The organism is Sulfolobus sp. E5-1-F, from assembly GCF_009601705.1.
Lineage (GTDB): Archaea > Thermoproteota > Thermoprotei_A > Sulfolobales > Sulfolobaceae > Saccharolobus.
The window spans coordinates 1,897,198-1,921,235 of sequence record NZ_CP045687.1 but is presented as its reverse complement, the minus strand read 5'-3'; the positions used below and the strand labels follow the sequence as shown (position 1 = coordinate 1,921,235).

The 24,038-nt window shown below is 33.7% G+C and carries 24 protein-coding genes and 1 tRNA gene; 4 read left to right on the top strand and 21 right to left on the bottom strand.

Annotated elements, in window-relative coordinates:
* The 3 genes from GFS03_RS09940 to GFS03_RS09930 are packed head-to-tail and all read left to right on the top strand — an operon-like array spanning position 1 to position 5,808.
* Entirely contained in the window at positions 1–3,387 is a 3,387-nt protein-coding gene (locus GFS03_RS09940; protein WP_153423935.1) for a proton-conducting transporter membrane subunit, read from the top strand.
* On the top strand, positions 3,387–4,781 hold the full coding sequence (gene nuoN, locus GFS03_RS09935) for an NADH-quinone oxidoreductase subunit NuoN (protein WP_153423933.1): 1,395 nt from the start codon (positions 3,387–3,389) through the stop codon (positions 4,779–4,781). The genes GFS03_RS09940 and nuoN overlap by 1 nt, the downstream gene beginning before the upstream one ends.
* Positions 4,774–5,808, top strand: coding sequence for an inositol-3-phosphate synthase (locus tag GFS03_RS09930; protein WP_153423931.1), 1,035 nt, complete (start codon positions 4,774–4,776; stop codon positions 5,806–5,808). Before nuoN ends, GFS03_RS09930 begins: the two co-directional genes overlap by 8 nt.
* Positions 5,809–5,918: 110 nt before the next feature.
* Here GFS03_RS09930 and thiI read toward each other — a convergent pair whose 3' ends face one another.
* The 20 genes from thiI to GFS03_RS09825 form a co-directional block, all read right to left on the bottom strand.
* A complete protein-coding gene (thiI, locus tag GFS03_RS09925; RefSeq protein WP_153423929.1) occupies positions 5,919–7,037 on the bottom strand; it encodes a tRNA uracil 4-sulfurtransferase ThiI in 1,119 nt (372 codons plus the stop codon).
* A gap of 259 nt (positions 7,038–7,296) precedes the next feature.
* Complete coding sequence (locus tag GFS03_RS09915; protein WP_153423926.1) at positions 7,297–9,666, bottom strand: hypothetical protein; 2,370 nt, start codon at positions 9,664–9,666, stop codon at positions 7,297–7,299.
* 93 nt (positions 9,667–9,759) lie between these two features.
* Positions 9,760–10,803: a transporter gene (locus tag GFS03_RS09910; RefSeq protein WP_153423924.1), complete on the bottom strand. Its 1,044-nt coding sequence runs from the start codon at positions 10,801–10,803 to the stop codon at positions 9,760–9,762.
* A 256-nt stretch (positions 10,804–11,059) separates the two neighbouring features.
* Positions 11,060–11,147: transfer RNA gene (locus tag GFS03_RS09905), tRNA-Arg, on the bottom strand.
* A gap of 24 nt (positions 11,148–11,171) precedes the next feature.
* Complete coding sequence (locus tag GFS03_RS09900; RefSeq protein ID WP_153423922.1) at positions 11,172–11,813, bottom strand: DUF434 domain-containing protein; 642 nt, start codon at positions 11,811–11,813, stop codon at positions 11,172–11,174.
* Between the two features lie 9 nt (positions 11,814–11,822).
* The gene (alaS, locus tag GFS03_RS09895) at positions 11,823–14,528 is read right to left on the bottom strand and encodes an alanine--tRNA ligase (RefSeq protein ID WP_153423920.1); all 2,706 of its coding nucleotides are present in this window, start codon (positions 14,526–14,528) and stop codon (positions 11,823–11,825) included.
* A 230-nt stretch (positions 14,529–14,758) separates the two neighbouring features.
* Positions 14,759–15,079: a 50S ribosomal protein P1 gene (rpl12p, locus tag GFS03_RS09890; RefSeq protein WP_153423918.1), complete on the bottom strand. Its 321-nt coding sequence runs from the start codon at positions 15,077–15,079 to the stop codon at positions 14,759–14,761.
* A gap of 46 nt (positions 15,080–15,125) precedes the next feature.
* The gene (locus tag GFS03_RS09885) at positions 15,126–16,142 is read right to left on the bottom strand and encodes a 50S ribosomal protein L10 (RefSeq protein WP_153423916.1); all 1,017 of its coding nucleotides are present in this window, start codon (positions 16,140–16,142) and stop codon (positions 15,126–15,128) included.
* Positions 16,139–16,795: a 50S ribosomal protein L1 gene (locus GFS03_RS09880; protein WP_153423914.1), complete on the bottom strand. Its 657-nt coding sequence runs from the start codon at positions 16,793–16,795 to the stop codon at positions 16,139–16,141. Before GFS03_RS09880 ends, GFS03_RS09885 begins: the two co-directional genes overlap by 4 nt.
* Before the next feature lies 1 nt (position 16,796).
* Positions 16,797–17,309, bottom strand: coding sequence for a 50S ribosomal protein L11 (locus tag GFS03_RS09875; RefSeq protein ID WP_153423912.1), 513 nt, complete (start codon positions 17,307–17,309; stop codon positions 16,797–16,799).
* Between the two features lie 5 nt (positions 17,310–17,314).
* Positions 17,315–17,773 carry a transcription elongation factor Spt5 gene (locus tag GFS03_RS09870; RefSeq protein ID WP_153423910.1) on the bottom strand — a complete coding sequence of 153 codons (459 nt, stop codon included), beginning with the start codon at positions 17,771–17,773 and terminating at the stop codon, positions 17,315–17,317.
* Between the two features lie 4 nt (positions 17,774–17,777).
* Positions 17,778–17,966 (bottom strand): protein translocase SEC61 complex subunit gamma, encoded by a 189-nt coding sequence (locus GFS03_RS09865; RefSeq protein ID WP_153423908.1) that lies wholly within the window; start codon positions 17,964–17,966, stop codon positions 17,778–17,780.
* Between the two features lie 31 nt (positions 17,967–17,997).
* On the bottom strand, positions 17,998–18,966 hold the full coding sequence (gene ftsY / locus GFS03_RS09860) for a signal recognition particle-docking protein FtsY (RefSeq protein ID WP_238699096.1): 969 nt from the start codon (positions 18,964–18,966) through the stop codon (positions 17,998–18,000).
* 104 nt (positions 18,967–19,070) lie between these two features.
* Positions 19,071–19,514: a prefoldin subunit alpha gene (pfdA, locus tag GFS03_RS09855; protein WP_153423904.1), complete on the bottom strand. Its 444-nt coding sequence runs from the start codon at positions 19,512–19,514 to the stop codon at positions 19,071–19,073.
* Between the two features lie 16 nt (positions 19,515–19,530).
* Entirely contained in the window at positions 19,531–19,791 is a 261-nt protein-coding gene (rpl18a, locus tag GFS03_RS09850) for a 50S ribosomal protein L18Ae (protein WP_153423901.1), read from the bottom strand.
* 1 nt (position 19,792) lies between these two features.
* A complete protein-coding gene (locus GFS03_RS09845; RefSeq protein WP_153423899.1) occupies positions 19,793–20,464 on the bottom strand; it encodes a translation initiation factor IF-6 in 672 nt (223 codons plus the stop codon).
* Complete coding sequence (locus GFS03_RS09840; protein WP_153423898.1) at positions 20,461–20,727, bottom strand: 50S ribosomal protein L31e; 267 nt, start codon at positions 20,725–20,727, stop codon at positions 20,461–20,463. The genes GFS03_RS09845 and GFS03_RS09840 overlap by 4 nt, the downstream gene beginning before the upstream one ends.
* Before the next feature lie 3 nt (positions 20,728–20,730).
* A complete protein-coding gene (locus tag GFS03_RS09835) occupies positions 20,731–20,886 on the bottom strand; it encodes a 50S ribosomal protein L39e (protein ID WP_153423895.1) in 156 nt (51 codons plus the stop codon).
* Positions 20,883–21,239, bottom strand: a complete 357-nt coding sequence (locus GFS03_RS09830) for a DNA-binding protein (protein ID WP_153423894.1) — start codon at positions 21,237–21,239, stop codon at positions 20,883–20,885. Before GFS03_RS09830 ends, GFS03_RS09835 begins: the two co-directional genes overlap by 4 nt.
* 12 nt (positions 21,240–21,251) lie before the next feature.
* Positions 21,252–21,716, bottom strand: a complete 465-nt coding sequence (locus tag GFS03_RS09825) for a 30S ribosomal protein S19e (RefSeq protein ID WP_153423892.1) — start codon at positions 21,714–21,716, stop codon at positions 21,252–21,254.
* 70 nt (positions 21,717–21,786) lie between these two features.
* On the opposite strand from GFS03_RS09825, the gene GFS03_RS09820 reads away from it, so the two are divergent.
* Positions 21,787–22,950 carry a nicotinate phosphoribosyltransferase gene (locus GFS03_RS09820; RefSeq protein WP_153423890.1) on the top strand — a complete coding sequence of 388 codons (1,164 nt, stop codon included), beginning with the start codon at positions 21,787–21,789 and terminating at the stop codon, positions 22,948–22,950.
* On the opposite strand, the gene GFS03_RS09815 is transcribed toward GFS03_RS09820, so the two are convergent.
* Positions 22,947–24,002, bottom strand: a complete 1,056-nt coding sequence (locus GFS03_RS09815; RefSeq protein ID WP_153423888.1) for a phosphate signaling complex PhoU family protein — start codon at positions 24,000–24,002, stop codon at positions 22,947–22,949. The genes GFS03_RS09820 and GFS03_RS09815 overlap by 4 nt on opposite strands.
* Positions 24,003–24,038 lie beyond the last annotated feature (36 nt).

Sequence of the window (24,038 nt, the reverse complement as noted above, 5' to 3'; positions counted from 1 at the left end):
ATGGTTTATTTCTCTTTTATATTATTAATAATTTCATTCATATTGGCAGTCTCAATATTTTTTATTAGATCAAGAATAGCTTCATTTATTGTAAGTCTGCTCTCGATTGCTATTAATATTCCATTTTTATTTTTAAAAGGAAGTTATGAGTATATCTTTGTCTCAAAATATATAGAAGATTTTGGAATTGTTATAAACAATATTAATTATCCATTTCTAATTACTATTCTAATAATTACCTTGTTGACTACTGTATATTCATTAAGGTATATGGAACATAAGTTCAAGGAAGATAATAGATATAATTGGGGTCTTTACTATGCTTTATACACTCTCTTTAGTCTTTCCATGCTATATACTGTATTATCCACTAATTTATTGGAGCTATACATATTTTTGGAGATTTCATTAATCTCCTCATTTTTGTTAATAGCACTTTATGGCTACGGTGATAGACGTAGGATAAGTCTTATGTATTTCATATGGACGCATATTGGTACAATACTACTTTTGGCTTCAATCATAATAATAGGTCTTACTTCGGGCTCGATGAATATTTATACAAATGCCTATACTTTTGCGAACTATTCCGCAATACCTTACTCCATTTTGGTGTTTATAATAGCGGTTATTGGAATGTTTATAAAAGGTGCTCAGGCTGGTTTTAATATATGGTTACCTTATGCTCATGGCGAAGCTCCAACCCCCATTTCAGTACTATTAAGTCCAAATATGGTTGGTTTGGGAATATTCGTAGTTATCATTTACTATTATCTATTCCCTACTATGTCCTTCATAGCTCCTATATTTATAGCGTGGGCCCTCATAACAATGATTTATGGTGGAATTAACGCTTTGGCTCAAAAAGACTTCAAGAGATTTCTAGCTTATTCCAGTGTTTCTCAAATGGGTTATATGTTATTAGGCGCTTCTATTGCCTTTTTGGGAGGATTATCAAGTTCTATTACTTCATTGCCTTTAGGAATATTGGCAAGTATCCTTATTTATGTTTCTCATGGATTCGGAAAAGCTATTCTATTCATGAGTGCTGGTGCATCGATAACTGAACTAAATGAAAGGAATATTGAAAAACTAGGCGGGCTTTATCTGTCCTCCCCTATTCACTCCACAATGGCGTTTATAGGGACGTTAAATCTCTTAGGTCTACCTCCAACTATTGGTTTAATAAGCGAAGCATTATTAATATTTTCAGTAGGTACGATATTAGATAAGATAGGATTATCAGCGTTTGTGATAATAGTAGCCTTTATAATGATTGCAATAGGCACCTCTTCAGCTTATATAGGTTACCTGTTCAAGACTGTTTATGCTGGCAAAAAGGAAAATAAGAATCTTGACAATCTAAAAGAGTATTCAATTCCAATGCTATTAATTGGAGCACTGAGTATAATTACCTTCTTTATTCCTCAGTATATAAGTCCATCCTTAACATTTACATTACTCTTTTCAAATTCTATAATTTTACCGTTAATAGCATTCTTGCCAGTCATAGGTTCATTAATCGCACTGGTAACTCCGAAGTCATTTAATCAAGATTTGAGAGGAGCAATAGTAGTATTAACAATAGGTATCTCAATGGTGTTATCTGCGTTTTTGCTAGTAAATAATTTAGGACAACCATTATTTGGTCATCCTCAGTTATCATACTCATTCGGTTATTTGCAATTTAGTGCAAACTTACTTCAAGCCATTTTGTCCCTTTTCGTATCATCGCTATCATTCTTTATAGCATTATATAGTATAGGATATATGAGAGAGGATAACGTTTTAAGAAGATATTGGGGTTTCTTTGGGCTTTTCGTGACATCAATGCTATCTGTTGTCTTAGCAAATAATGTTTTACTATTTATCGCGGGATGGGAAGGAACTAGCCTAGCATCCTATGGTCTAATTAGCTATTGGTTAGATGATAATGAAAGGAATGTAGTTGGAGATTTTGGAAGAAGAATATTTGGAATTGAAAACATTTCTAAACCAACCACTAGCGGAATTAGAGCTTTAATTTTCACTCGTATAGGTGATGTTGGCTTATTAGCAGTATTAGGTTATTTGCTTTCGCTATCAGGTTACAATTATATCCTATATCCTATATCAAATGTATTATCTACTGTATTTTCTGCACTGTCTACTTTAGCTTCGCGTCCGGACGGGTGGTTAATATTACTAATATTGTTTTTAGGGGGACTTGCTAAAAGTGCGCAATTTCCTTTCACACAATGGTTATTGACTGCTATGACGGGTCCAACGCCGGTAAGTGCTCTAATACACGCAGCTACTATGGTTAATTTAGGGGCTATCCTTACATTCCTTACTTATCAATTTATACCACTTACTACTAACACTTCTCTGTTCTTCGCAATAATGGTAGGGATAACCTTATTTACAGCGTTATATACAAGTATAAACGCTCTAGCCTCAAACGAACAGAAGGTGATTTTAGCCTATTCTACGGCAGATCAAATATCGTTGATGATATTCTCATCTTCTTTAGGTGCTCTACTTGGAAATGTGAGTTTAGGAATAATAGTAGGACTTATACAAATGTTTGCACATGGAATCTATAAGGCGTCTCTCTTCATGAATGCAGGTTCCGTAATACATTATACGGAAAGTAGGTATGTAGCTTCAAAACCATTGTTATACAAGGAAATTCCTTCTGTATTTGTTTTGCAGTTAATTGCTGCGCTAAATTTAGCTAATCTGCCACCTTTAATAGGGTTTTGGGCCCACAATATTATAGGTAATTTAGCTAGTAGTGCTTCATCCATGATATTTTACTTATATATAATTCTAGAATTCCTAGGCTCAATCTATATATTAAGATATATTGCGAGAACGTTCATGTGGAAAGGTGAGGCGCATGAAAGTCATGAACATGGACACTTGAGTACTTTAATGATTATAAGCCCTGCATTCTTAATATTAGCATCAGTAATATTAGGTATATTTTACTTTAATCTAGCGAGTTTCTTTAATGTTATACAATTTTCCGATATAGATTTAATTAGCTTATTATTATCTATAATAGGTTGGATAATAGCCTTTGCTGTTTATACTAGACGTTTAAACTTAAGTTCTGTAATGTTTCTGATAGATTTTGCATATTACGGTTGGTACGTAAATCCAGCTTTTGACAAATTTGGATATCTCTTTAAAGGTTTTGCTAATGCTTTATTTGAAAACTTTGAGAGAGGGATTGTTGACATAGGACTAAACGAGAAATTACCTAAATCTGTGATTAGCTTTGGCTCAAGAATATATAATGCGGTTGAGGATCACATCCTTGGGGATTATATCATGTTATATGCATGGGGTATAGTTTTACTTTTAATTATTGTTTTGGTTATATTCGGGGTGATTGGATAATGAACTTAGATTATTATTTACCAATTCTAATACCATCAATTTTGATTTTATTTTCCTCAATCTCAGTTTTATTTATAGATAATGGTGTTAGTGAAAGTAGGTTTAGATTATCACTGATACTTTCTGCAGTGCTAGTAGGGATTAGCTTAGTATTTTTAGTTTACTCTTGGGTAGCTGGTATTGTAAATTATACCTTATTCTCTAAGTCTTTATTTATAGACGTACCTGGTTATTTCTTTTCAATAACCGTGTTTAGCATAGGTATACTTAGCATTTTATTAAGTAAAGATCATATAATATCTTGGTCTACACGCTCCTCTATGTTATCGTTAATGCTATTATCCTTACTAGGTTTATTCTATATGTCCTTTGCTAACAATATCATTATTATTCTAACCACTTGGGCAATATCATCTGCCGCAAGTTATGCGATAACTATGCTTAGGAAGGATTATATGTCAGTTGATGCTGGTATTAAATATCTTATCATGGGATTATTGTCAAGTTCAATAATGATTATTGGTTTTGCTTCATATCTAGTTTCAACTGGTTCTCTAATATTTACTACATCTGTAATATATCCTAATCTCTTCTTTTTCGCTATATCTTTCATTTCAATAGCATTTCTATTTAAGATGGGAGCTTTTCCATTTCAAGCCTGGTTACCAGATGTTTATACAGATGCTGATAGAATATCAGTAGCGTTCATTTCGAGTGTTGGTAAGCTCGTAGGTATAATTCCTTTATTTAGAGTAGTATATCTATCAGATCCTAACATAGTAGAAGTAGTGATATTCATAGTTATTTCAATAGGCAGTATGTTAGTAGGAAATATAACAGCTTTTTCAAGGAGAGATGTTGCAGCAATACTTTCGTTTAGTTCAATAACACAAGTTGGGTATATTTTAATAGGTTTTGCGATGTTTACGATATCTCCAGCTATAGCCATTATCGGTATTCTGGTACAGTCTCTCGCTTATGGAATTGCCCAGGTAGGTCTATTTGGTATAGTAAGTCACGTAGAGAAAATATCTGGAACTTCTGACATTTCTGGGCTTAGAGGCATATCATCTCAAGATAAGCCATTAGCTTTTGCTATAGTGGTTCTTATACTAAGTCTGCTTGGAATACCACCACTTTTTGGATTTTGGGGCAAATTATTCTTATTCGAAAGTTCGTTTACCTATCCTTGGCTTACCATAATAGCTGTTCTTAATAGTGCGATATCCGCAGGATATTATATACCAATAATCAGAGAAGTTTTTAGAGAAGGAAAGTTTGAGGTTGTAAAAAGCTCAGAGAGAGACATAGCAGTAGTCTCGGCAATTTTAAGTACAATATTAGGTATAGTTATTCCAATTGTGTTCCAGATATTGGTGAGTCAGATTGGTTAGAATTGCATTAATTGGAGTAGGCAATGTAGCTTCTGCATTGGTACAAGCTATAGAATTAGCTAAAAACGGGAAGGAGATATATGGAATATTGGATCTTCCAATAAAACCATATGATATAGATATAGTAGCGGCTTTTGATATCGATAAGAGGAAAATAAATAAGAAGCTCAGGGAAGCAATTTTTACCAAACCAAATGTTGTTGATAAGTATGTAGAAGTTAGGAGCGATGTTATTGTAATGAGAGGTCCTACACTAGATGGAAGAGTTGGAATTCTTTCAAACATTATTGAGGAATCTGAAGAGGAACCGGTTGATGTAGTGGATATCTTAAAGAGAGAAAAAGTAGATGTAGTATTGAACTTATTACCTACTGGAGCTACAAAGGCGAGCAGTTTTTATGCTACTGCATCATTAGAGGCTGGTTCTTCTTTCATAAACTCCACTCCTTCTCCAACCGCAAAGGAATTTAAAGATCAATTTAGGGAAAAAGGTCTTGTAATCCTAGGGGACGACTTATTAAGTCAAATAGGAGGAACTATAACACATGTCGGGATAATCGAATTTTTAAAAAATAGAGGTGTAAAGGTTTTGAAGTCTTATCAAATAGACATTGCCGGATCTACAGAAGCATTAGTTACGTTAGAAGATTGGAGAAAAGACCTTAAAAAAAGTATAAAGTCGTCTCTTATTTCTTCATACGCAAACGGGGCTGAGGTCGTAGCTGGGACATCTGATTATGTAGAATTTCTAAAAGATAGAAGAGTAAGTTATATGGTAATTGAAGGCCTATACGGAATTGGAATCCCAGTAAGAATTGATATTTCTCTGAAGACATATGATTCTTTTAATGCAGTGGCTCCTTTAATAGATCTGATAAGAATTGCAAAACTATTAGTACAGCACGGTATCAGCGGTGCCGTTAATGAGGTTTGTTATTATTACTTTAAGGATCCTCCTGAAAAGGCTAAGAGTATTTTAGATGCTAAAAAATCATTGGATTCTCTTTTAAATAAGCTTTTAGGATAGAAGCCTTATTTTTTAATAGTAAAAGAATGAAAATGGACTTTGTCGTTTAAGGTAGTTTAAGTGATGTGAGAACCCCGGACTGATTAATGATGTGCGCGTGTGAGGGCTGATCATAGTTCAATTACATCTGAGTTTTCAAGTATTTTCTCGTAATCAATGTTTATTTTCTCCTCATCCTTTAATACTTCATTAAGTTCTATAGACGTCCTAGCTTTAGTTGATATTGCACAATATTCTGGTAGCTTAATTGAGTATTCGTAAGTTCCAATTTTCCTTGCGAGTTCAATAATCTCTTCTTTATCAAACCCAATTAAAGGTCTAAAAATTGGATATTTTATGCCATATTCGGTTACGTATAAATTAGTCATAGTTTGTGATGATACTTGTGATAGGGATTCCCCGGTAGTTATCGATTTAGCGTTAGTCTTGTCGCATAATCTTTCAGCCACTTTATACATTACTCGCTTTAACATAACTACACGATTTCTTTTCTCAATCTGTGATAATTTAATTAGCACATCTGTACCATTTACGATAAATAGTTTTAATTTATGTCCTCCACTCCATTTTCTAAGTATACTTAATTCCTCTAATACAAATTTCCTATGTATGTTTCCACCTAAATTGAAGTTTAAAATAATGGGAATTGAGCCTCTTTTCATCATCATCCATGTGGCTACTGGCGAGTCAATTCCCCCAGAAAATAAGACAACAGTTTTTCCAGCGACTCCAACAGGTAAACCTTTAGGACCTTTAATAATTTTATGGTAAAAATACGTTATATTATTCCTAATTTCTATGAATACCTCAACTTCAGGATTCTCTAAATTAACCCCTCTAGAAAATGGATATAGCGCCTCACCAACTTTTCTTTGGATATCTAAACTGGTAAAATTATGAGAACCTATTCTTTTAGCTCTTACAGCAAAAATCTTACCTTTAACTATTTCAGAAAAGACTTCTTTAGCTTCATTTACTATATCTTCTAAATTATTATAGGATTTAATTAATATAACTGGTGAAAAGGAGGCTATTCCAAATACCTTACTAAGCTCTTCTATGTTCTTATTATCATCATTAACTTCCAAAAATAATATACCTTGTGATTTCCATATTTTTCCTTCTTTTATAATATTTCTTATATTATTGGCTAGAGTATGCTCAAAATTTCTTCTGGATCTGGGAGATTTTAGTGCAATTTCACCCGATGGCCTTATTATGATTATCATTATTCCTCACTCTTATGTAGTGCAAATATAATTGTATTGTATGCCTACAAAATTTTTGTCCACACTCACACTCAGAATCAACGATTTTAAATCCATCAACTTTTATCTTTACCTTATAGTAACCAACTGCACATCTAGCACTTACAAGTCCTTCTACGATATTATTATTCATAGCCGTAATAATTATCATAATATAAAAAGGAGTATGCAAAGAAAAAAGATTATTTATCTTTATGTGATAAGTATCTGGCTTTAATACTTATCCCCAGTATGGAGTAGATGTGGAGGTAGTAGTGGTAGAAGTTGAAGAAGACGTACTCATTGATGTGCTTGATGAAGAAGATATTTCCGGTGCTGTTAATATCCATGGTACTGGTTTAAAGAATGTTAAGTTAATCACTACACCGTTACCGACTATTATTGGATCTTTAAATATATATCCCTTAGCTCCCCATGTCCACATTGTTACATTCTGGCTTGGCGTAAATATCACAGTTATAAATGGATTTGCTAGCCCAGTGAGAGAGTTTATTGATGAATAACTAAATGTTACATTTCCATTTATAGCATAGGCAAATGCTAAAATCGGTACTTGTCCATTTGGTGCTGTTCCTCCATTTGCTGGATTGTAAAATACTACTGAGAAATTAAATACTGTCAAGTTGCCACTAGGCGTTACTATCTTAGTGTTTGGCTGTATTGCAACTATCATATTACCAGCTACTGCTACTCCTCCTTGTGTGCCATTTATTTCGTAGCTATATACGTTAACTGGAGTTAGCCCATATGCGCTACCTACACTCACTTGTACTGGTTTAGGTGTCTGTGCAATTGGTCTTGGCGCAGATTCAAATATCCATATAACTGGTTTAAAGAATTGTATATTTACCATTACATCATTTCCATACAACCAATGATCTACAAACTTATAGCTTCCACCTATGTACGCAGTACCATTGAATACTCCACCAAACCAGGTCCATGAAGTCCAAGTATTCGGAGCTCCCCATACAACTGTTATCGGTGGTTGCGCTACAACTTTTCCATTACTCATTGTTACTAATGAAATACTTGGTGTTATCTGATTGTTAACAGCAAATGCAAATGCATAAAGTGGTGTTAAGTTTAATGCGGTAGGAGGTGAGTATATTGCTTCTAGACTAAAGGTTACTAATGAGAAGTTATATACAGATAACATTGTGCCATTTGCTAACTCTGCATAAGTATTTGGTTTAACTATGACTATAATATTACCAACTTGTAATGTATATCCTTGACCGCTAGTAGCGTTTACAGTCACAGTTTCTTCTCCATTAACTTTCATGATTGGCTCATTTAAGTTATAATAAATTGTATCAGATAATGCATTAATTTCGGTTGAGTTCCAGACTTCCTTAGTTATTTGCCAGCTTGCTGTAGTGGTGTTGTAAACAAAATATGCAGTTATTGCAACATGTAGATCATAAATCATTGGGAAGTTAGGTTGGCCTTGATTTACAAATCCAAAGAATACTGTGTCGTTAGCTATAACTTCAGCAGATGCATTTGAGGGAGATAAATATACTTTAACTATTGGTGGAATAGCTGTTCCGTTAGGTAATAGATTTTGCACATATGTTAAGGCAAAGATGAAGTATTGATCCCAAGTATTGAAAACATTTGCTATATTAGAAACTCCAGTATAAGTTCCCACTTTAAATACTGAAGGTAATTGACCAATTAACACTAACTGTGCATTTGGTGCGAAGTTCTGCACTATTGTACTACTTGGAAATTCTGCTCCTAATGCGTTCATTTGCGACAAGAATTCCTCAAGCACTTGATTCGCTTGCATTGAGTGTTGAGATGGATACCCTGCAATTACAGTTGATGGAGAAACTTCATTTCCTTTCCATACTAGTTTAGTAATTTCCGGAATTCCGTGTATGTATTGCACCATTATCGTATTGCTAGCGTTAAAAACTTGTAAATATACTGGGTCTGCTGTAGGTGCTACAAAGTATTGTACAACGTCAGTTATATTAAACGTATTTCCATTAACTTGTGTTACAGTAGGTAATGCTGTAGTGTAAAAGTATACTGTTTCATAAGTTCCGAAGAAGTTAGCTAACCAAGTTGTATTAAACATAGTCAAGTTGTATGTTCCTGCGAATGGCTGTCCCATTATATATGCAGTAAAGTTAGGTGCTAAGAACGGTAAAACATCAGATGGAGATTCTATTGCAATACCGTCATAGAACTGTAATACCGTAGCTAGAGCCGCACCGGGTTTATATCCCGAGACATTTAACTTACTTATTTGTTGTAGCATTTGTTCATATAAGGTCTTATAATAAGTATAGTTATTCTCTGCCTGCTTGTACAAGGTGTAATTATTCTCAGCCTCAGCTAGCACTGCGTTATACATGCCTTCTAATACTTTGTATTGAGAGGCTAGTTGTGAATATGTTTGATTTAATTTGGTATAATTTCCTTGTAATGCCATGTACTGACTATTCACACTTTGATACTCATTATATACGCTAGAGTATCTCGAGTTAGCTACTGAATATTCATAAAAACCTATAGCGGCTATTACAATTAAAATTATTGTTACTATAGAGAATGCAATAGTTTTCATGTCTGCCATTTTGGATCGAGAAGAAAGTTGAAACTTATTTAAAAAGTTTTTACCCAAATCTAGTTATTTGCATTTAAAATCAATTCTTGATTTGTGTTAAACCTAGGTTGCAATCTTAAGATTTTTGTATACTATGACTCCAAGTGAAATTGAGGATATTAGCGTTAATATCGCTGAGTTTATTTCTATATCTCCAATACTAACTAAAGAAGGTATTAGAAATCCACTTAATGAGGCTAGGTTCATACTAGGCCCTATTTTTCTTACTTCAACTTTTATTGATCTAATTATAATAGGCAATAACGAATTAAGACCTAATCCTAATACTGTAAAAGGTATGAATAACCATACTTTTAGTGCAATAAATGACATAAATCCTAAAATTCCGATTAGTAGAGAACTTAGTAACGATGAAATTCTAATGTTCCTAAAAATTGGCATGATTATATATGCTATAAACGAAATAGAATAAGCGATTATTGTTTCCTCGATTGCGTTATTCTCTCCCAGTAGAGATGGAACTAACTGTAATATATAAGCTGGCTCAAATCCAAGTAAAAATATTATCAATGCCTTCCATGAGAATGCTATATTTATATTTCCAGTATTTGAGAACATTTTCTTATCAATACTAGATCTCTTTACTAATAAGAAAAATATTAGAGCAAAAGAGCTAACTATAAGTATCAATTTCCCCACTACAAATGACACGAGTGCAGCTAATATCCATCCTAATGCCCATCCGCCCATTGTCATTCCTATAATTATTTTGCTTCTACTCTGAGTTGCAAGTTCTACAGCAGCTGATGTAGCCAAGCCGAATAAAATCCCCGTTACCACTCTTAATAGAATCAGCGCAGAAAGGTTAGTTGCAACAAAGAACTCTAATACATCTAAAATAGCCATATTTCCTAATGAGAGATAGATTAGACTCTCAATATCTAATCTCGACATCAGAAAAGGATATGTTATTGGAGTTATTGCTCTTCCTATGAATGGGACACCTATTAATAGAAACTCTACTAATCCTGTATAATCTGTATATTGTAGATAAAAAATGAAATTAATAAGGTAATAGGAAGATAACGTAAAGCTTAATACTGGTAGTATAGTGGTTTTACTAAGCGGTATTTTTATTCCTAACATTTCAATCTAGATATATACTTTTCAATTAGAATTTAAAATTAAGCATCATGTATGTATAATCAGCTTATACTTTTCAATATTAGTAATTATTATAATGATAGTTTAATGCATTTTAACACAAGTCATGAAAGTTTTATATCACTAAACAGAGAAAATTATATAATATTATCAAGAATTTTTATTGTAAAAAGTAATAAGATGAATTTAACTCACTTTAAAGCCTAAGCTTTAAATTCTAAATATATGTGAGAATGTGCGGACCCGGCGGGATTCGAACCCGCGACCACCGGCTTTCTTCCGAAAGTTAGGAGGCCGGCGCTCTATCCTGGCTGAGCTACGGGTCCAATTATTAGATTAATACAATCCCATTAAAGTTTTTCTTCAAGATTAACAGGCCAAGGTCCCTTAAGTATCTTAAACCCACTTTCGAAAAATATCGTATTCAAGATAGTGGAAATTTTTTGTGATTTAGACAAGATTACGAAATCGTTACTATAAATAGCTTTATTTGAAATTATTATCTCTTTATCAGCCTTATTAACAGTTCTTATTTTTATTCCTTTTTTCCTTAGTTTGCTTGCTATTTCACCGCTGTTACTTAACTGTTTGTCAAGTATTATCTCACATTTTATTCTATATTTCTCACAATATTCAGAAATTAATATCAGTACATCGGATATTATCTCACTAGACTTGTGTTTTCCTAGGCCTAGGTCTCTAAAGAAACCATCATCACATAGATATAACTCTTCCTCATTTATTGCAGAAATTAATGTTAAAGCTAAATTATATCCATCTAGAATAACTTCTCTTTCTTCATTGTTTATTTTTCCTTTAATTATTTCTATTTCCTTATCGGAATGTACACAACGATATAGTAAGAGTCGTTCTAATCTGGATAAGTTGTATTTAGCGGTTATTACATCAAGGATGACTTTTCTAGGATAATCTCTATTTAAAAAATATTTATAGTCTAAATAAGCCTCCCTAAAAACATCTGTGAAATTCATAATATTCTCTTAAAGAGATTTTCTCACTACCTCTATTATTTCTTCTTTACTCTTTTTACTACTTAGGATTATGTTTGCAAAGGTCCCTTTTCCTCCTCCTTTTCCTCCAGCCTTTAGAAATTCTTCTACTATTTTATCTACTCTCATATTTTTAGATGTGGCAATCTGTAATCTATTATCGGAAATTGATATCGCAATAACATTATCTGCGGAAGTCAATTTTCTTAATATCTCCTTATTTTCCTCCTCGTCACTTAATCCCTCTATGATGTATATTTTATTACCGTTAATTTCGTAGGGCTTCAGATTATTTAGTAGTTCAGTTTCAATTATTTTTCTATATTGGATTATTAAATTATTTTTCTCCTCAATTTCACTAAGTATTCTTTTTAATCTGCTGGTTAGTTGATCTGGAGAAGCACCTATTATTTTTGAGGCTTCAGAAATTTTTGCTTCAGCTTCCCTAATATAGTCTACTAGTGCTGGTCCCGCAACGTATTCAAGCCTTATTACACCATCTTGTATTCTCTCTACGTTAATTATCTTCACAGCTCCTATCTCACTAGTATTACTCACATGAGTTCCTCCACAACTTTCTATATCCCAATCCTTTATCTCCAATAACCTGATTGTTGCCGAATTTGGTACTCCACCCTCATATATGGATACTCCATATTTCATCTCAGCTTCCATTCTGTTCATTTCTAAAGGCTTAACTGGTCTTCTATCAGATATCACATTATTTGCGTAGTTCTCTATCAGCTTAACCTCTTCCTCAGTTAAAGTCTTATGATGAGTGATATCTAGTCTTCCCTTTTCTGGTGTTTTTTCAGCACCAGCTTGCCATACATGCTCACCTAATACTTTTTTAGCCGCAGCAAGTATTACGTGTGTTACTGTGTGATGTCTCATTAAACGATATCTTCTTTCCCAATTAATCTCCCCTCTTACATTATCTCCAACTTTTATTGTTAACGGCTCCTCCTTTAGTATATGGACTATTACATCGTTTACTTTTTGCGTGTCTACAACTTCGTATCTTTTATCACCTTTTTCATCAATGATAATGCCAGTGTCACCTAATTGGCCTCCTCCCTCCGGATAGAATGCAGTCTTATCTAAAATCAAGTAGTTTTTATAGACTCCTAACACTTTTCCTTCGAAAGATCTCATATACTGGTCTTTATAGTATAATTTTTCCGTTGGCTGTAATGCACCTACATATTCCAATAAATCCTTAGGTAATTTAACTTTATCATACGGGTTTTTGATTGTCGAGGTTTGATGTCTCTTAGCTACCAATGCGTAAAAATTACGAGGTAGTTCAAATTTCACATTCTTTTTTTTCTTTAATTCTTCTTCTAGTAGATCTGGGGGAACGCCATTAGAATCATAAACCTGTATTAAATCTTCTGTTGTTATTTCACTCTTTCTAGCTAAAGTTGAGGCTATAGATGGAACTTTTTCTAAAATCTTCTCAAATCTTTGTTGTTCTAATTCTATTGCGTCTAATACGTAATCTTTATTCTTTAATACTTGGGGGAAGTCCTCTTTCCAGAAGTCTATTTGTTCTTTTACTAGTTCATAGAGTCTCACATCTGATTTGAGTAATCTCAGTACTCTTAAGGCTCTTCTGATGACGAGCCTACCAAGATATCCTTCTCCAGAGTTGGAAGGAACGAGACCATCAGCCAGCATTAGCATTATTGTTTTCGTATGGTCTAAGATCTGAAATACCTTAGCCGCCTTATCTAATTCTTCTTTAACGGTTTTAATATCAATTCCTAATTCATTGCTAACCATTTGCCTATGAATCTTTATAGTTTCAGGGTTATCTGGGTCTATCTTGCCCGCAAATCTAGATGCAACTTTTAGAAGTGTCTCATCTATATAAGCTACGCCAATTTTGTTAAAGAATTTGTATACTAAATTACCATATATTGCGTGAAATGCGGATGGAGTCTTTTGTGTTATCCATGAAATTCTTTCTACACCATAACCTGTATCTACAATTTTTAATTTGAGTGGAGTATATTCACCGTTATCTGTGATCTTATATTGCATAAATACTAATGTAGCTAGTTCTAATCCACCTACTGTAACTTCTAAGCAAGGTCCAGCATTACCTCCACCTTCCCACCATGACTCTTTAAAGTTTAACTCCTCTTCTGGTATTCCTAACTCTTTTGTGAAGAATTCTGTAGCATATGCAGCTGTTTCATCCTTCCAATATACATAATGGTCTGGATAGTTGAACGCATGATGTGCGGCCATTTCGAAAGTAGTTAAATGCCTTCCAAAGGTTATTCCAACGTTGTCTATATCCTCTAATCTTATTGAAGGCTGTGAAACTACCAGTGGATTTGCGGGTGGAGGAACTAAGCCACTAGTTACATGGGGCTGAAAATCAACTATGCTTGCTATTGTTAGATATAAGTCTTCTCTCCATCTAGCTAAAACTGGTTTAGGAGGTATTCGTGTATGTCCCCTCTTTTCAAAGAATGAGAGAAATTTCTCTCTAGCTTCCTTAACAGTCAATGGTGGGCTTTTTATATTTATGTCAAAAAAGTAGTAGTCAGTACAAGGTATATCTGAACAATATTCTTTCTTTTCATTCCTAGTCCAAAATGGTGTTTTGCATGATTTGCATATTTTTCGCTTGAAATCATTCTTGATAAAGAAATTTAGTCTGTACTCCTCTTCACTAGCTTTCATACACTAAAAAGAAAAGTATCTAAAGCTTAAAAACTGACTCCTCCCGTGATAAGATTCTAGCAAGAATATTCATTATAATTTGATTATTTAAGATTTTTCTTCAACTGAAATTAACTTGAAATCATTATTTTACATAATAAAAATAAATCTAACGTTTAACTATCACTTTAAAAAGCGTTAAATTAATATTTTTTACATTAAAAGATTGCTTGTTATTATTTACTAAAGCTTTAACCGAATAACGAAGCTAACCCGCTTGCAATTTCTTCTTCGCTTGGTCCTTTCTTTTCTTCTTCTTTCTTTTCTTCTTTCTTCTCCTCTGCTGCAGGTTGTGCTTGAGCTGCTTGTGGTTGAGCTGCTACTGCTACTGGCATGGCTGCTGCATTCTTTAGTACTTCATCTATGTTCACTTCTTTTAACGCAGCTACTACAGCTTTTAATCTTACCTCATCTACGGTTATTCCAGCTGCAGTTAGTACATTCTTTAAGGCATCTTCGTTTATTTCCTTCTTAGCTGAATGTAATAGGAGACTCGCATATATGTACTCCATTCTTATTCACACTCCACATTTTTGTCTTAGGTTATATAAATTTTTATCATCCAAATAAGGATGCAAGTCCACTTCCAATTTCTTCTTCGCTTGGTCCTTTCTTTTCTTCTTCTTTCTTTTCTTCTTTCTTCTCCTCTGCTGCAGGTTGCTGGGTTTGGTTCTGTTGTACTGTAGGTAATTGTAATCCTAAATCTACTTTTCCACTAATTGCTGTAGCTAATGCATATGCTTTAGCAACAGCTTTAGATATTACTGCCTGGGCTGATTCTGGCGTGAGGTATCCTATCTCAGATGCTAGCGCAATTGCATTCTTAAATACTTTGCTTATTGTAAACTTTAATACGTCAGGAATTGGATACGCTATCTCTATAGCGAGAGTAAATGCGTTCCTATAAGCTTCAGCTATATTACTCTTATAACTTTCTAAATCAAGTTTTAGATTTTCTGCGGGAATTATTAAACCTTCATGATATGCTACTTTTATTTTTAATTTAACGTACACTGGCATTATTCCAAGTTTCTGTAAAATAGGTAAAGCTTCTGTCGGAATTACATCACCGGGTTTTGCTATTACAGTATCTTTTACTACGTGTACCTTACCGTCTTGTACTTTCGTTTGTACCTTTAACTTTCCAAATACGCTTAATATTGGCCCTGCAGGCATCCCTGTATCTCCAGCAGGAATTACAACCTCTTCTTCAGCCTTATCTCCTGGCATGGCATACCTTCTTAGTTTATAATTTTCAAAGAACATGCTAGTTAAGAATGGATTATCTTTAGTAAATATAAATACATTAGGACCAGTTAAATATTCTTCAAGTTTTTCTATATTTATACCAGCATTTTTAGCAGCAATCTTGAATAATGTGTTTTTAGTTACTTTTATTGTAGCTTTTCCCCTTAATTTCTTCCTAATTTCGTGTAATTTATCTGCGGGAAAACCTTCTAGACTTCCAATCAGTATAGTATTACTATTTTTAATAAGCTCGGTTAATTCTTGGACTTCTTCAAGCTTCCAACTGGCGACTTTTCTCTGTTTTAAGGCTAGGGCCAATCTTTTCACCTTAACTCTACTTTTACTACCTTACCCATAGTAGTTTTGACATATATATTCCTTATCTTTTGGGCATATCCTTTAGATTCTATTACGTTTAACACTGCTAAAGCATTTTCAGCTAAATCTGTAATTTGTTGATTCTCAGTGCCTATAAATGCTTGTGTCTGCGGTTGATCTTTAGTTTTAACTAGGGTTGATCTTTTAAACCTTATTATATATTCTGATATATCTGCGGTGTTTGGTAGTGGTGTTGGAAATTTTCCTCTAGGACCTAAAGCTGGGCCTAATATTCTACCTATCAAAGTCATTGAATCTGGAGCTATTAGAAACCAATCATTTTGACGAGCTAATTTTTTAATTGCCCTCTTATTTCCTTGAAGTTTTTGTAATTCTTCTTTAGTTAAAATGATATTAGGTTCGGCTTTTTTTGCGTATTCTAACTGCTGAATAGTCGGAACTACTAAAACTTTCTTTGATTTTTCTGGTGGTTTAGGTAATACCACTATTTCTCTTAACTTTAAGTCACCCTTTTTCATATCTACTTCTTTAAATGTTACTATTATTTCTACGCTTTGGACGAAGTTTCTCTTGGGGTTGTTTTCTGAAGATAATGCTAGTTTGAGGGAAGCTTCAATATTACTTCTATCAACGATTGGCATTTTACTCTTTCACCTCATTCCATTCATTCTCATATTTTGCTAATAAATCATCATATTTACCTTCTTCTATTTCCTTTACTAGTTCTTTAGGGTCTTTATTTTCTACAGATAGTCCAATAGATTTAGCTGTACCTAGTATACTCTTAACTGCGGCCTTTAATGATTTTGTAGTTAATCCGGGTTTTTTCATAATTGCGACTTTAATTACTTGTTCCAATGATAAATTACCTATCTTTTTGTGTGCTGGATCTCCAGATGGTTCACTAGCTCCAGCTTCTTTTAATAGTAATGCAGTTGTAGTAGGTATCCCAACTTTTATCTCATATTTTTTAGTATTACTATCTACCTCTATTGTTACTGGGACTGACATTCCTTTAAAACTACTGGTAGCTTCATTTAATTTCTTGACAACTTCCCCTACATTTAATCCTAACTGCGAAAGTGTTGGTGCTAATGGCGGACCTGGTTTAACGTTACCTCCTTCTACCATTATTTTTATTGATTTTGTGGGCATTTAGTTCACCTTTTAGACACCTTAATTTGATCTAACGGAACTGTAACCTGTAATGGAAATGCTGATTCTAAAATATTTAACACTACCTCTCCTTTGGCTTCTTCGACTCTTATCACTTGAGCCTGAGTACCCCTAAAAGGACCAGAAATTACTTCTACTACATCCCCAGGTTTTACCGTTGGGCCTATTGTTTTCTTAGATACAATTTTTAGTATCTCATCTCTAGGTAGTAAACCTTGTGCAAGTCCTCTTGCATTTCTTAGACCAGCAATTAATGGTTTAACTATATGTAAACCCTCTGCCTCTAGAACTATATACCCTTTTAAATTGGGTGGGACAATTATCGCATATATTCCTTTAATATTATTAGTCTTTATTCTCTCTTCTAACATCAAAGCTACATTTATTTCTTGCCCTCCAACAACTTTTACAGCGTAATAATTTCTCATATTTGGTTTTTCCACAAAGTTACACCCCAATTAATGTAAGTGCAAGTTGAATTATGTAAGCTAATATACCTACTACGACTAATACTAATAAAGTAACCTTAAGGTTAAGTGAGAAAAAGTTCCTATCGGGTTTCCTAGCTACTGTAATTATTCTATTCCAATCCTCCCTTAGCCTTCTGAACCAGTTAATTAGCTTATTTGAACTCACAGTAATTTATAATCGATTCAAGGTATTTAAGTTAACTGAATAATCTCTGAATGAACCATTCGGCATTAAACGGAATTAAATCATCATAAGTTTGACCCACTCCTAAATATCCAACGGGCTTATTCAATTCATATGCTAACGATAATATTACACCACCTTTTACATCTGCATCAACTTTAGTTAGTATTACTAGATCAAACCCAACATTATTTTCGAAATATTTAGCTTGTTCCAACGCGTCGTTACCACCTAAAGAGTCTAAAACCAATATTTTCAGATTCGGTCTGGTAATGTTAACAATTCTCTTTAGTTCATTTACTAAATCAGTATCTGTGTGCATTCTTCCTGCAGTATCGATTAATACGACATCTATTCCTCTGCTTTTAGCCGCGCGTATAGCGTCAAAAGCAACTGATGCAGGATCGCTCCCATATTTGCCTTTAACTAAAGGTATTTCCAGGTTTCTTGCATGGATCTCTAATTGTTCTTGTGCGGCAGCTCTAAACGTATCTGAAGCCGAAATGATACACGATAAACTATTTTTTTTAAGCATAAATGCAAACTTGGCAATAGTTGTAGTTTTACCTACTCCATTTATTCCGAAAAAAATTATTATATAAGGTTTTGGCGATTTTTTTATTTCTTCTAGTATATTTACTGGTTTGTTCTTTGTAATTATTTCAGTGATGGATTTTTTTAAAGAATCTTTTACTATTTTCTCAAGATCCTCGCTTCGCTTTACCTTTTTACCCACTAAGTTTTCTTTTAAGTCTTCAAGAATTTTTTCAGTAACTTCAAAAGAAACATCGCTTTCAAGTAACTGATACCTTAATTCCTCTATTAGATCCTCAATATCCTTCTCTTTAATTTCCTTATATCTGAAAACATCAAAGATACTTCCGCCACTCTTCTTTTCCTCTTCTCTATCCTTTTCCTTTACTTCACTAGTTGGTGATTGATACGTTACGTTATGACTAGTTTGCTGTTGAGTATTATTCATACTCTGCGTAGTTATGTTTTGTTCAATCTTTTCTGTTTCTTCTTGCTCTCCCTTTAATTTATCTACAAAATTAGAAAAAGCTTTCTTTATTTTATCAAAACAACTTATTCACCTTGTTGTCTCCTAGCTGCAGCCTGCTGTATTTGGTTTAATATGTCAACTATCTGATTGTATGCACTAGCAGCTTTTTGAAGTTCATTATTCAGATTTTGTGCGGCTTTATTCATCTCATCCTTTCTCTTATCAAGAATTTTTATAGCTGAATCTAGATCTACTTCCGCGTAGTAAGATAAACCTAGATGTACAGTTACCTTATCCCCTATTATACCCCCTACTTTAGCTAAAAGATATCCTTTCCTATCTATGAAGACTAACATTTCTTTGCTTCCGCTCTTTATTGTCTCTATGGCTTGTTTTGCTGAATCTATTGAATTTATTGATTCTAGTAATTCTAATTGAGTTCTCTGTAATGAATCTATATACTTCTTTAAGTACTCTGCTTGCGCTATCAGATCGTCTAACGTAATACCTCCTTGCCCTTGACTCATCTTTCATCACATCATATTATATTATAATTTTATCAATCTTAGCTAATTCTCTTATTCTTCTATCTGGAATTTCTTCTTCTTTTATTTCACTTATTTGCTCTATCTTTATGTTATATCGTTTTATCTTATTTTTACTACCAAAATATGAATAAATGTACTCAATTGCTTGTTTTTCATTCAATGCTCTAACTATCTTTACAAATTTTCTCCTTTCTGGATAGTGGGACTCTCCGAATAGGGCAGATCCTTTGACAAGGTAAAACTTTATTTCACTCATCTCATTCACCTAATGCTTTTTGAATTCTTAAAATCTCTGGACCCGTCGTTGACGCTCCTACTAACGTTCCTTTATCGTTTGCAACTAGTCCACTTTTGATGAAAACACTTCCAAAATTTACTGTACCTATATCTATCTTTACGCCGAATAATTTTTCTAACTCTTTTAGTTCTTTCTCACTTGTATCTACGTGTACTAGTCCGCCTTTATTTGTTACGACTCCTACAGAACCTACGGTTATCATTTGGGCTATTTTTCCACGTCTTATCTCTTCAACGCCTAAGGTCTCTTTTATCATTTTTTCTTCAATATCGTTGAATTCTGGATAAATTAATGCTGCCTTATTGTTTGTGAGTATTGTGTTTCCCAACGCAGTTACTTTTGAATTAAGGATCTCAACTCTGCAATCCTTGAGATTCTCCTTCAGAAATCTGAATTCATCATCAATTGTGGATTTAGGTAAAAGAATGCCATTATCATTACCACTTATAAAAATACCTAAAAGAAAACTTCTGGATATTTCCGCTTCTATTAACTCTGTTCCCAATATTTGGGCAATATTTTCTTTTGTTTCAGTGTCTAATCCTCTTGGTACTATCGTATATTTATTATTAGTATAAATATAGACTCCTATATTATCTGTTCCAAAAATTGATAACCTTTGCAGATTCATCTACTTTTTATAGCGAGTCTTACAAGATATATTTTTTCTCCTATCTTACTGACTACTACTCTAACTTTACTGACTATCTTATCGTTTCCGTTCTTAGATATTGATTTAGCTAATAATGGATCTATTACCACCTTATCCGCGTTAAAGTGCCTTGCCACAATTTTTCTTACGAATTTCACTGCTCTCTTACTTCTTTTAGTCCTTTTTCCAGTTTTTATTTTTCTTAGATTAATTACCATTTCAAAATTATCCTTCTCTTTCATTTTTTACACCTTTAGATCGTTTCTCCTCCAATTCCTTCTTAAGGGATTATATCTGATTCTTCCACGGGTCTTTAACACTATCCATATTGGTATTGGGGAGTTCGCTTTTAATGCTTTAGCTAATCTAAATTTCTTAGCTACTGGTTTGTTTCTACTCATTTCCATCCTCTCTCTCTTATTTGTATTTTGAAATCACGTCTGTTCTGTTGTGAAATCTGTTCTAATATTTGCTTCAATTCCTCATCTGTTATTGGTACTTTTATTCTCCCTGATTGTGCTAGTGCTATTAATTGATTTTCTAAGGACTCAGCAAATTCAGGCTTAACTAATTTTATATTTGTTAGTCTCTGTCGTGCCTCAGGTGTTAATATGACTCTTAATATTGCTTCTTTTTGTGACTCTAGTTCAGCTTTTCTCTTTCTCTCTTCTTCTAATCTTTTTTGCTCTTGTGCCGCTTTTCTTCTTAATAATTCTTCTAATTCCTCATCATCATATGAATTGGAAGCTGACATGTTTTTCACCCCTTATTCTAAGTATACTTTCAAAGAAGTATTATTCTCGGCCAGCTCTTTAAAGATTTCTAATGCTAATTTATCTAATAATGACCTTCCCTTAGGACTTAAAGATCTTCCCTTATTCTTTACTTTTTGGACTAGTCCAGCTTTTTCTAATTGTTGAAATATTAATCTATTTGCATGGCCAGGTGCTTTTACAAATTTTTCTGGTCTAGTTCCCCTTCTTTTGCGTCCGCCATATATTGTTCTTGTTTTTTCTATTCCAATAATCGAGTTAATGTAAAGTTTTCTTAATAATGATGCGGCTCTTATATACCACCAATCCTCTGAGTTATCTGGTACTCTTTCCTTAAAGTTAGCTGTCTTAGCTAATAATGCCCACTCTGGTGGATTTACAGTCTTCACATTCTCCTTAAGATATATTGCTAGTCGTTTTATTAAAAGGTCCGGAGGTACCATTTCAGCTGTTATCATTATAAGACTCCACTAAATTCGTAGTATATAAGGTTTAAAATTTATCCTTTTTAATAACATATGACCTTGAATGGAATTTTATATAGCCGATTTTAAGCAGATTAAGGAAGGTAAAGTCACTGATATTTATTTTGAAAGAACGTTAAAGACGCTAGAGCATCTCGGAGTTAAAGAAGCTAAAGTAAGGATGGAAGTGCATTCTTATGGGTTACCTAAAGGTTATGAATGGGCTGTTTTTACTGGTTTAGAAGAAGTACTTCATCTATTGGAAGGTGTACCAGTTAATGTTTACGCGATGCCAGAAGGTACTTTATTTAAAGAAATAGAGCCGGTAATGATAATAGAGGGCAATTATTTAGATTTTGGTATTTACGAGACTGCATTTCTAGGAATATTAAGGCACTATTCTAGTATATCTACTAAGGCGGCTAGACTTAAATATCTTGCAATGGATAAAACGCTATTTTTCTTTGGTTTAAGATCACTTCACCCTGCATTAGCTCCTATGGCAGATAGGGCAGCTTATATAGGCGGTGTGGACGGGGTTTCCGGTGCTATGAGCAAGGAATATCTAGGAGTTGACCCTTCAGGCACTATGCCTCACGCATTAATGCTTGTTGTAGGCGATAATGTGAAAGCTTGGAAGGCTTTTGATGAGGCCATGGGTCCTGAGGTTCCTAGAATAGCGTTAGTTGATACATTTGAGGATGAGAGAACTGAGGCCTTAAAGGCTGCTACTTTGCTCGGCAATAAATTGTATGCTGTAAGGTTAGATACGCCGTCAAGTAGAAGAGGCAATTTTAGAAAAATTATTCAAGAGGTTAGATGGACGTTAAAGATACACGGTTATGAGCACGTTAAGATATTTGCAAGTGGAGGAATAGATGAGGACGATATAATTAATCTTCGAGATATTGTTGATGGGTTTGGAGTTGGAACTAGTATAGCATTTCCTCCAAGTGTTGATTTCAGCGCTGATATAGTAGAAAAGTTTGTCGATGGTAAATGGGTTCCTTTCACAAAGAGAGGCAAATGGCCCGGAGCTAAGCAAGTGTATAGATGCGGGAAGTTAAATGATATTATTATCCTTATGGATCAAAATCCTCCTTCTTCAGATTGTAAGCCTTTGCTTCAAAAATATATTGAAAATGGGAAGATTATAAAGCCTTTACCTTCTCCAAAAGAAATAAGGGAATACGTGATTAATCAGTTGACTGAATTGCAACGTAGCTAGCCGGTTATTATAATTTCTTTTTGATTTTCTATACTTCTATTGAATGCTATTTCAGTTATGGGCTCCATTCTTCTTATTGCATTATATAGCCTTAAGTTAAGTGCTCGTAATACGGCAATCAAGCTAGGAGATTTGACCTCTTTTAGCATTTCCTCTGATATTATAGCTTCAGTTATTAACACTCTTCTTAGTGTTCTTAATTCTTCCATTACTTCATTTATTAATATGGTATCCTCTTTTGCCAGAACTTTTACTGCATGGTCTATTACGGAAGAAGTTTGCTCTATATACATGTTTATCTTATTCCATAGTCTTTTCATTTCCTCAAGATCTGATGGATGTAATGATAACAGATCTAACGCTATCTCACTTATCTCATCTGCAGCTTCCTCTATTGCCTTTATTAAAATTCTGTTTCCTACTATCTGTATTCTTTTAACTCCTATCATATAGGCCAAGCTCCTATTCATTTGAGCTAATAGTAATTGTCTTAAAGCTAGATAATATAATCTATCTACTTCCCTTTCTAATTCTATTACTTCTTGTAAGAAAGTTCTACTTGATTCTTTAATTCCAAGATCTAAGTAGTGAAGCATTTGTTTTATTGAATTTGATAATCTATTAATCAAATTGTTCATAGTATACTTTGTAGGATCAAGGAAAGATTGTATTTGTATCGTATCCGTTGTTTGCGATACAATTTCTAATCCAATTAAGTTCCTTATCGTATCTTTAACTTTCCTCAGTATATCCTCAGTAAACATTCCACTTTTACTTTCAAGATCTATTCTATCATAGCCTAGAATGTATAATGAGTATATTACTCTGCTTACTAATTCACCTTGTACACTATCACTTTGTATACTTATTTTCATCTCCTTTACCTTACTTTCTGCCTTTAGATTCGGGGGATATACTTTTAGACTACCATCCTCATCAACTTCTAGATATACACTTTCACCTGGACTCAGTGACACTTCTTTAACCCACTCTGCAGGTAAAGAAACCATAAGTGTGGATTTACCGAACTTTTGAACTCTCCTAACTTCCATTAAATACTACCTCCACTTGTATCATATAGTTCAAAG

Excerpts from the sequence above, each read along its gene's own strand:
- GFS03_RS09940 (WP_153423935.1), top strand. The coding sequence starts at position 1 with ATGGTTTATTTCTCTTTTATATTATTAATAATTTCATTCATATTGGCA.
- nuoN (WP_153423933.1), top strand. The coding sequence starts at position 3,387 with ATGAACTTAGATTATTATTTACCAATTCTAATACCATCAATTTTGATT.
- thiI (WP_153423929.1), bottom strand. The coding sequence starts at position 7,037 with ATGATAATCATAATAAGGCCATCGGGTGAAATTGCACTAAAATCTCCC.
- GFS03_RS09915 (WP_153423926.1), bottom strand. The coding sequence starts at position 9,666 with ATGGCAGACATGAAAACTATTGCATTCTCTATAGTAACAATAATTTTA.
- GFS03_RS09910 (WP_153423924.1), bottom strand. The coding sequence starts at position 10,803 with ATGTTAGGAATAAAAATACCGCTTAGTAAAACCACTATACTACCAGTA.
- GFS03_RS09900 (WP_153423922.1), bottom strand. The coding sequence starts at position 11,813 with ATGAATTTCACAGATGTTTTTAGGGAGGCTTATTTAGACTATAAATAT.
- alaS (WP_153423920.1), bottom strand. The coding sequence starts at position 14,528 with ATGAAAGCTAGTGAAGAGGAGTACAGACTAAATTTCTTTATCAAGAAT.
- rpl12p (WP_153423918.1), bottom strand. The coding sequence starts at position 15,079 with ATGGAGTACATATATGCGAGTCTCCTATTACATTCAGCTAAGAAGGAA.
- GFS03_RS09880 (WP_153423914.1), bottom strand. The coding sequence starts at position 16,795 with ATGCCAATCGTTGATAGAAGTAATATTGAAGCTTCCCTCAAACTAGCA.
- GFS03_RS09875 (WP_153423912.1), bottom strand. The coding sequence starts at position 17,309 with ATGCCCACAAAATCAATAAAAATAATGGTAGAAGGAGGTAACGTTAAA.
- ftsY (WP_238699096.1), bottom strand. The coding sequence starts at position 18,966 with ATGAATAATACTCAACAGCAAACTAGTCATAACGTAACGTATCAATCA.
- pfdA (WP_153423904.1), bottom strand. The coding sequence starts at position 19,514 with ATGAGTCAAGGGCAAGGAGGTATTACGTTAGACGATCTGATAGCGCAA.
- rpl18a (WP_153423901.1), bottom strand. The coding sequence starts at position 19,791 with ATGAGTGAAATAAAGTTTTACCTTGTCAAAGGATCTGCCCTATTCGGA.
- GFS03_RS09845 (WP_153423899.1), bottom strand. The coding sequence starts at position 20,464 with ATGAATCTGCAAAGGTTATCAATTTTTGGAACAGATAATATAGGAGTC.
- GFS03_RS09840 (WP_153423898.1), bottom strand. The coding sequence starts at position 20,727 with ATGAAAGAGAAGGATAATTTTGAAATGGTAATTAATCTAAGAAAAATA.
- GFS03_RS09835 (WP_153423895.1), bottom strand. The coding sequence starts at position 20,886 with ATGAGTAGAAACAAACCAGTAGCTAAGAAATTTAGATTAGCTAAAGCA.
- GFS03_RS09830 (WP_153423894.1), bottom strand. The coding sequence starts at position 21,239 with ATGTCAGCTTCCAATTCATATGATGATGAGGAATTAGAAGAATTATTA.
- GFS03_RS09825 (WP_153423892.1), bottom strand. The coding sequence starts at position 21,716 with ATGATAACAGCTGAAATGGTACCTCCGGACCTTTTAATAAAACGACTA.
- GFS03_RS09820 (WP_153423890.1), top strand. The coding sequence starts at position 21,787 with ATGGAATTTTATATAGCCGATTTTAAGCAGATTAAGGAAGGTAAAGTC.
- GFS03_RS09815 (WP_153423888.1), bottom strand. The coding sequence starts at position 24,002 with ATGGAAGTTAGGAGAGTTCAAAAGTTCGGTAAATCCACACTTATGGTT.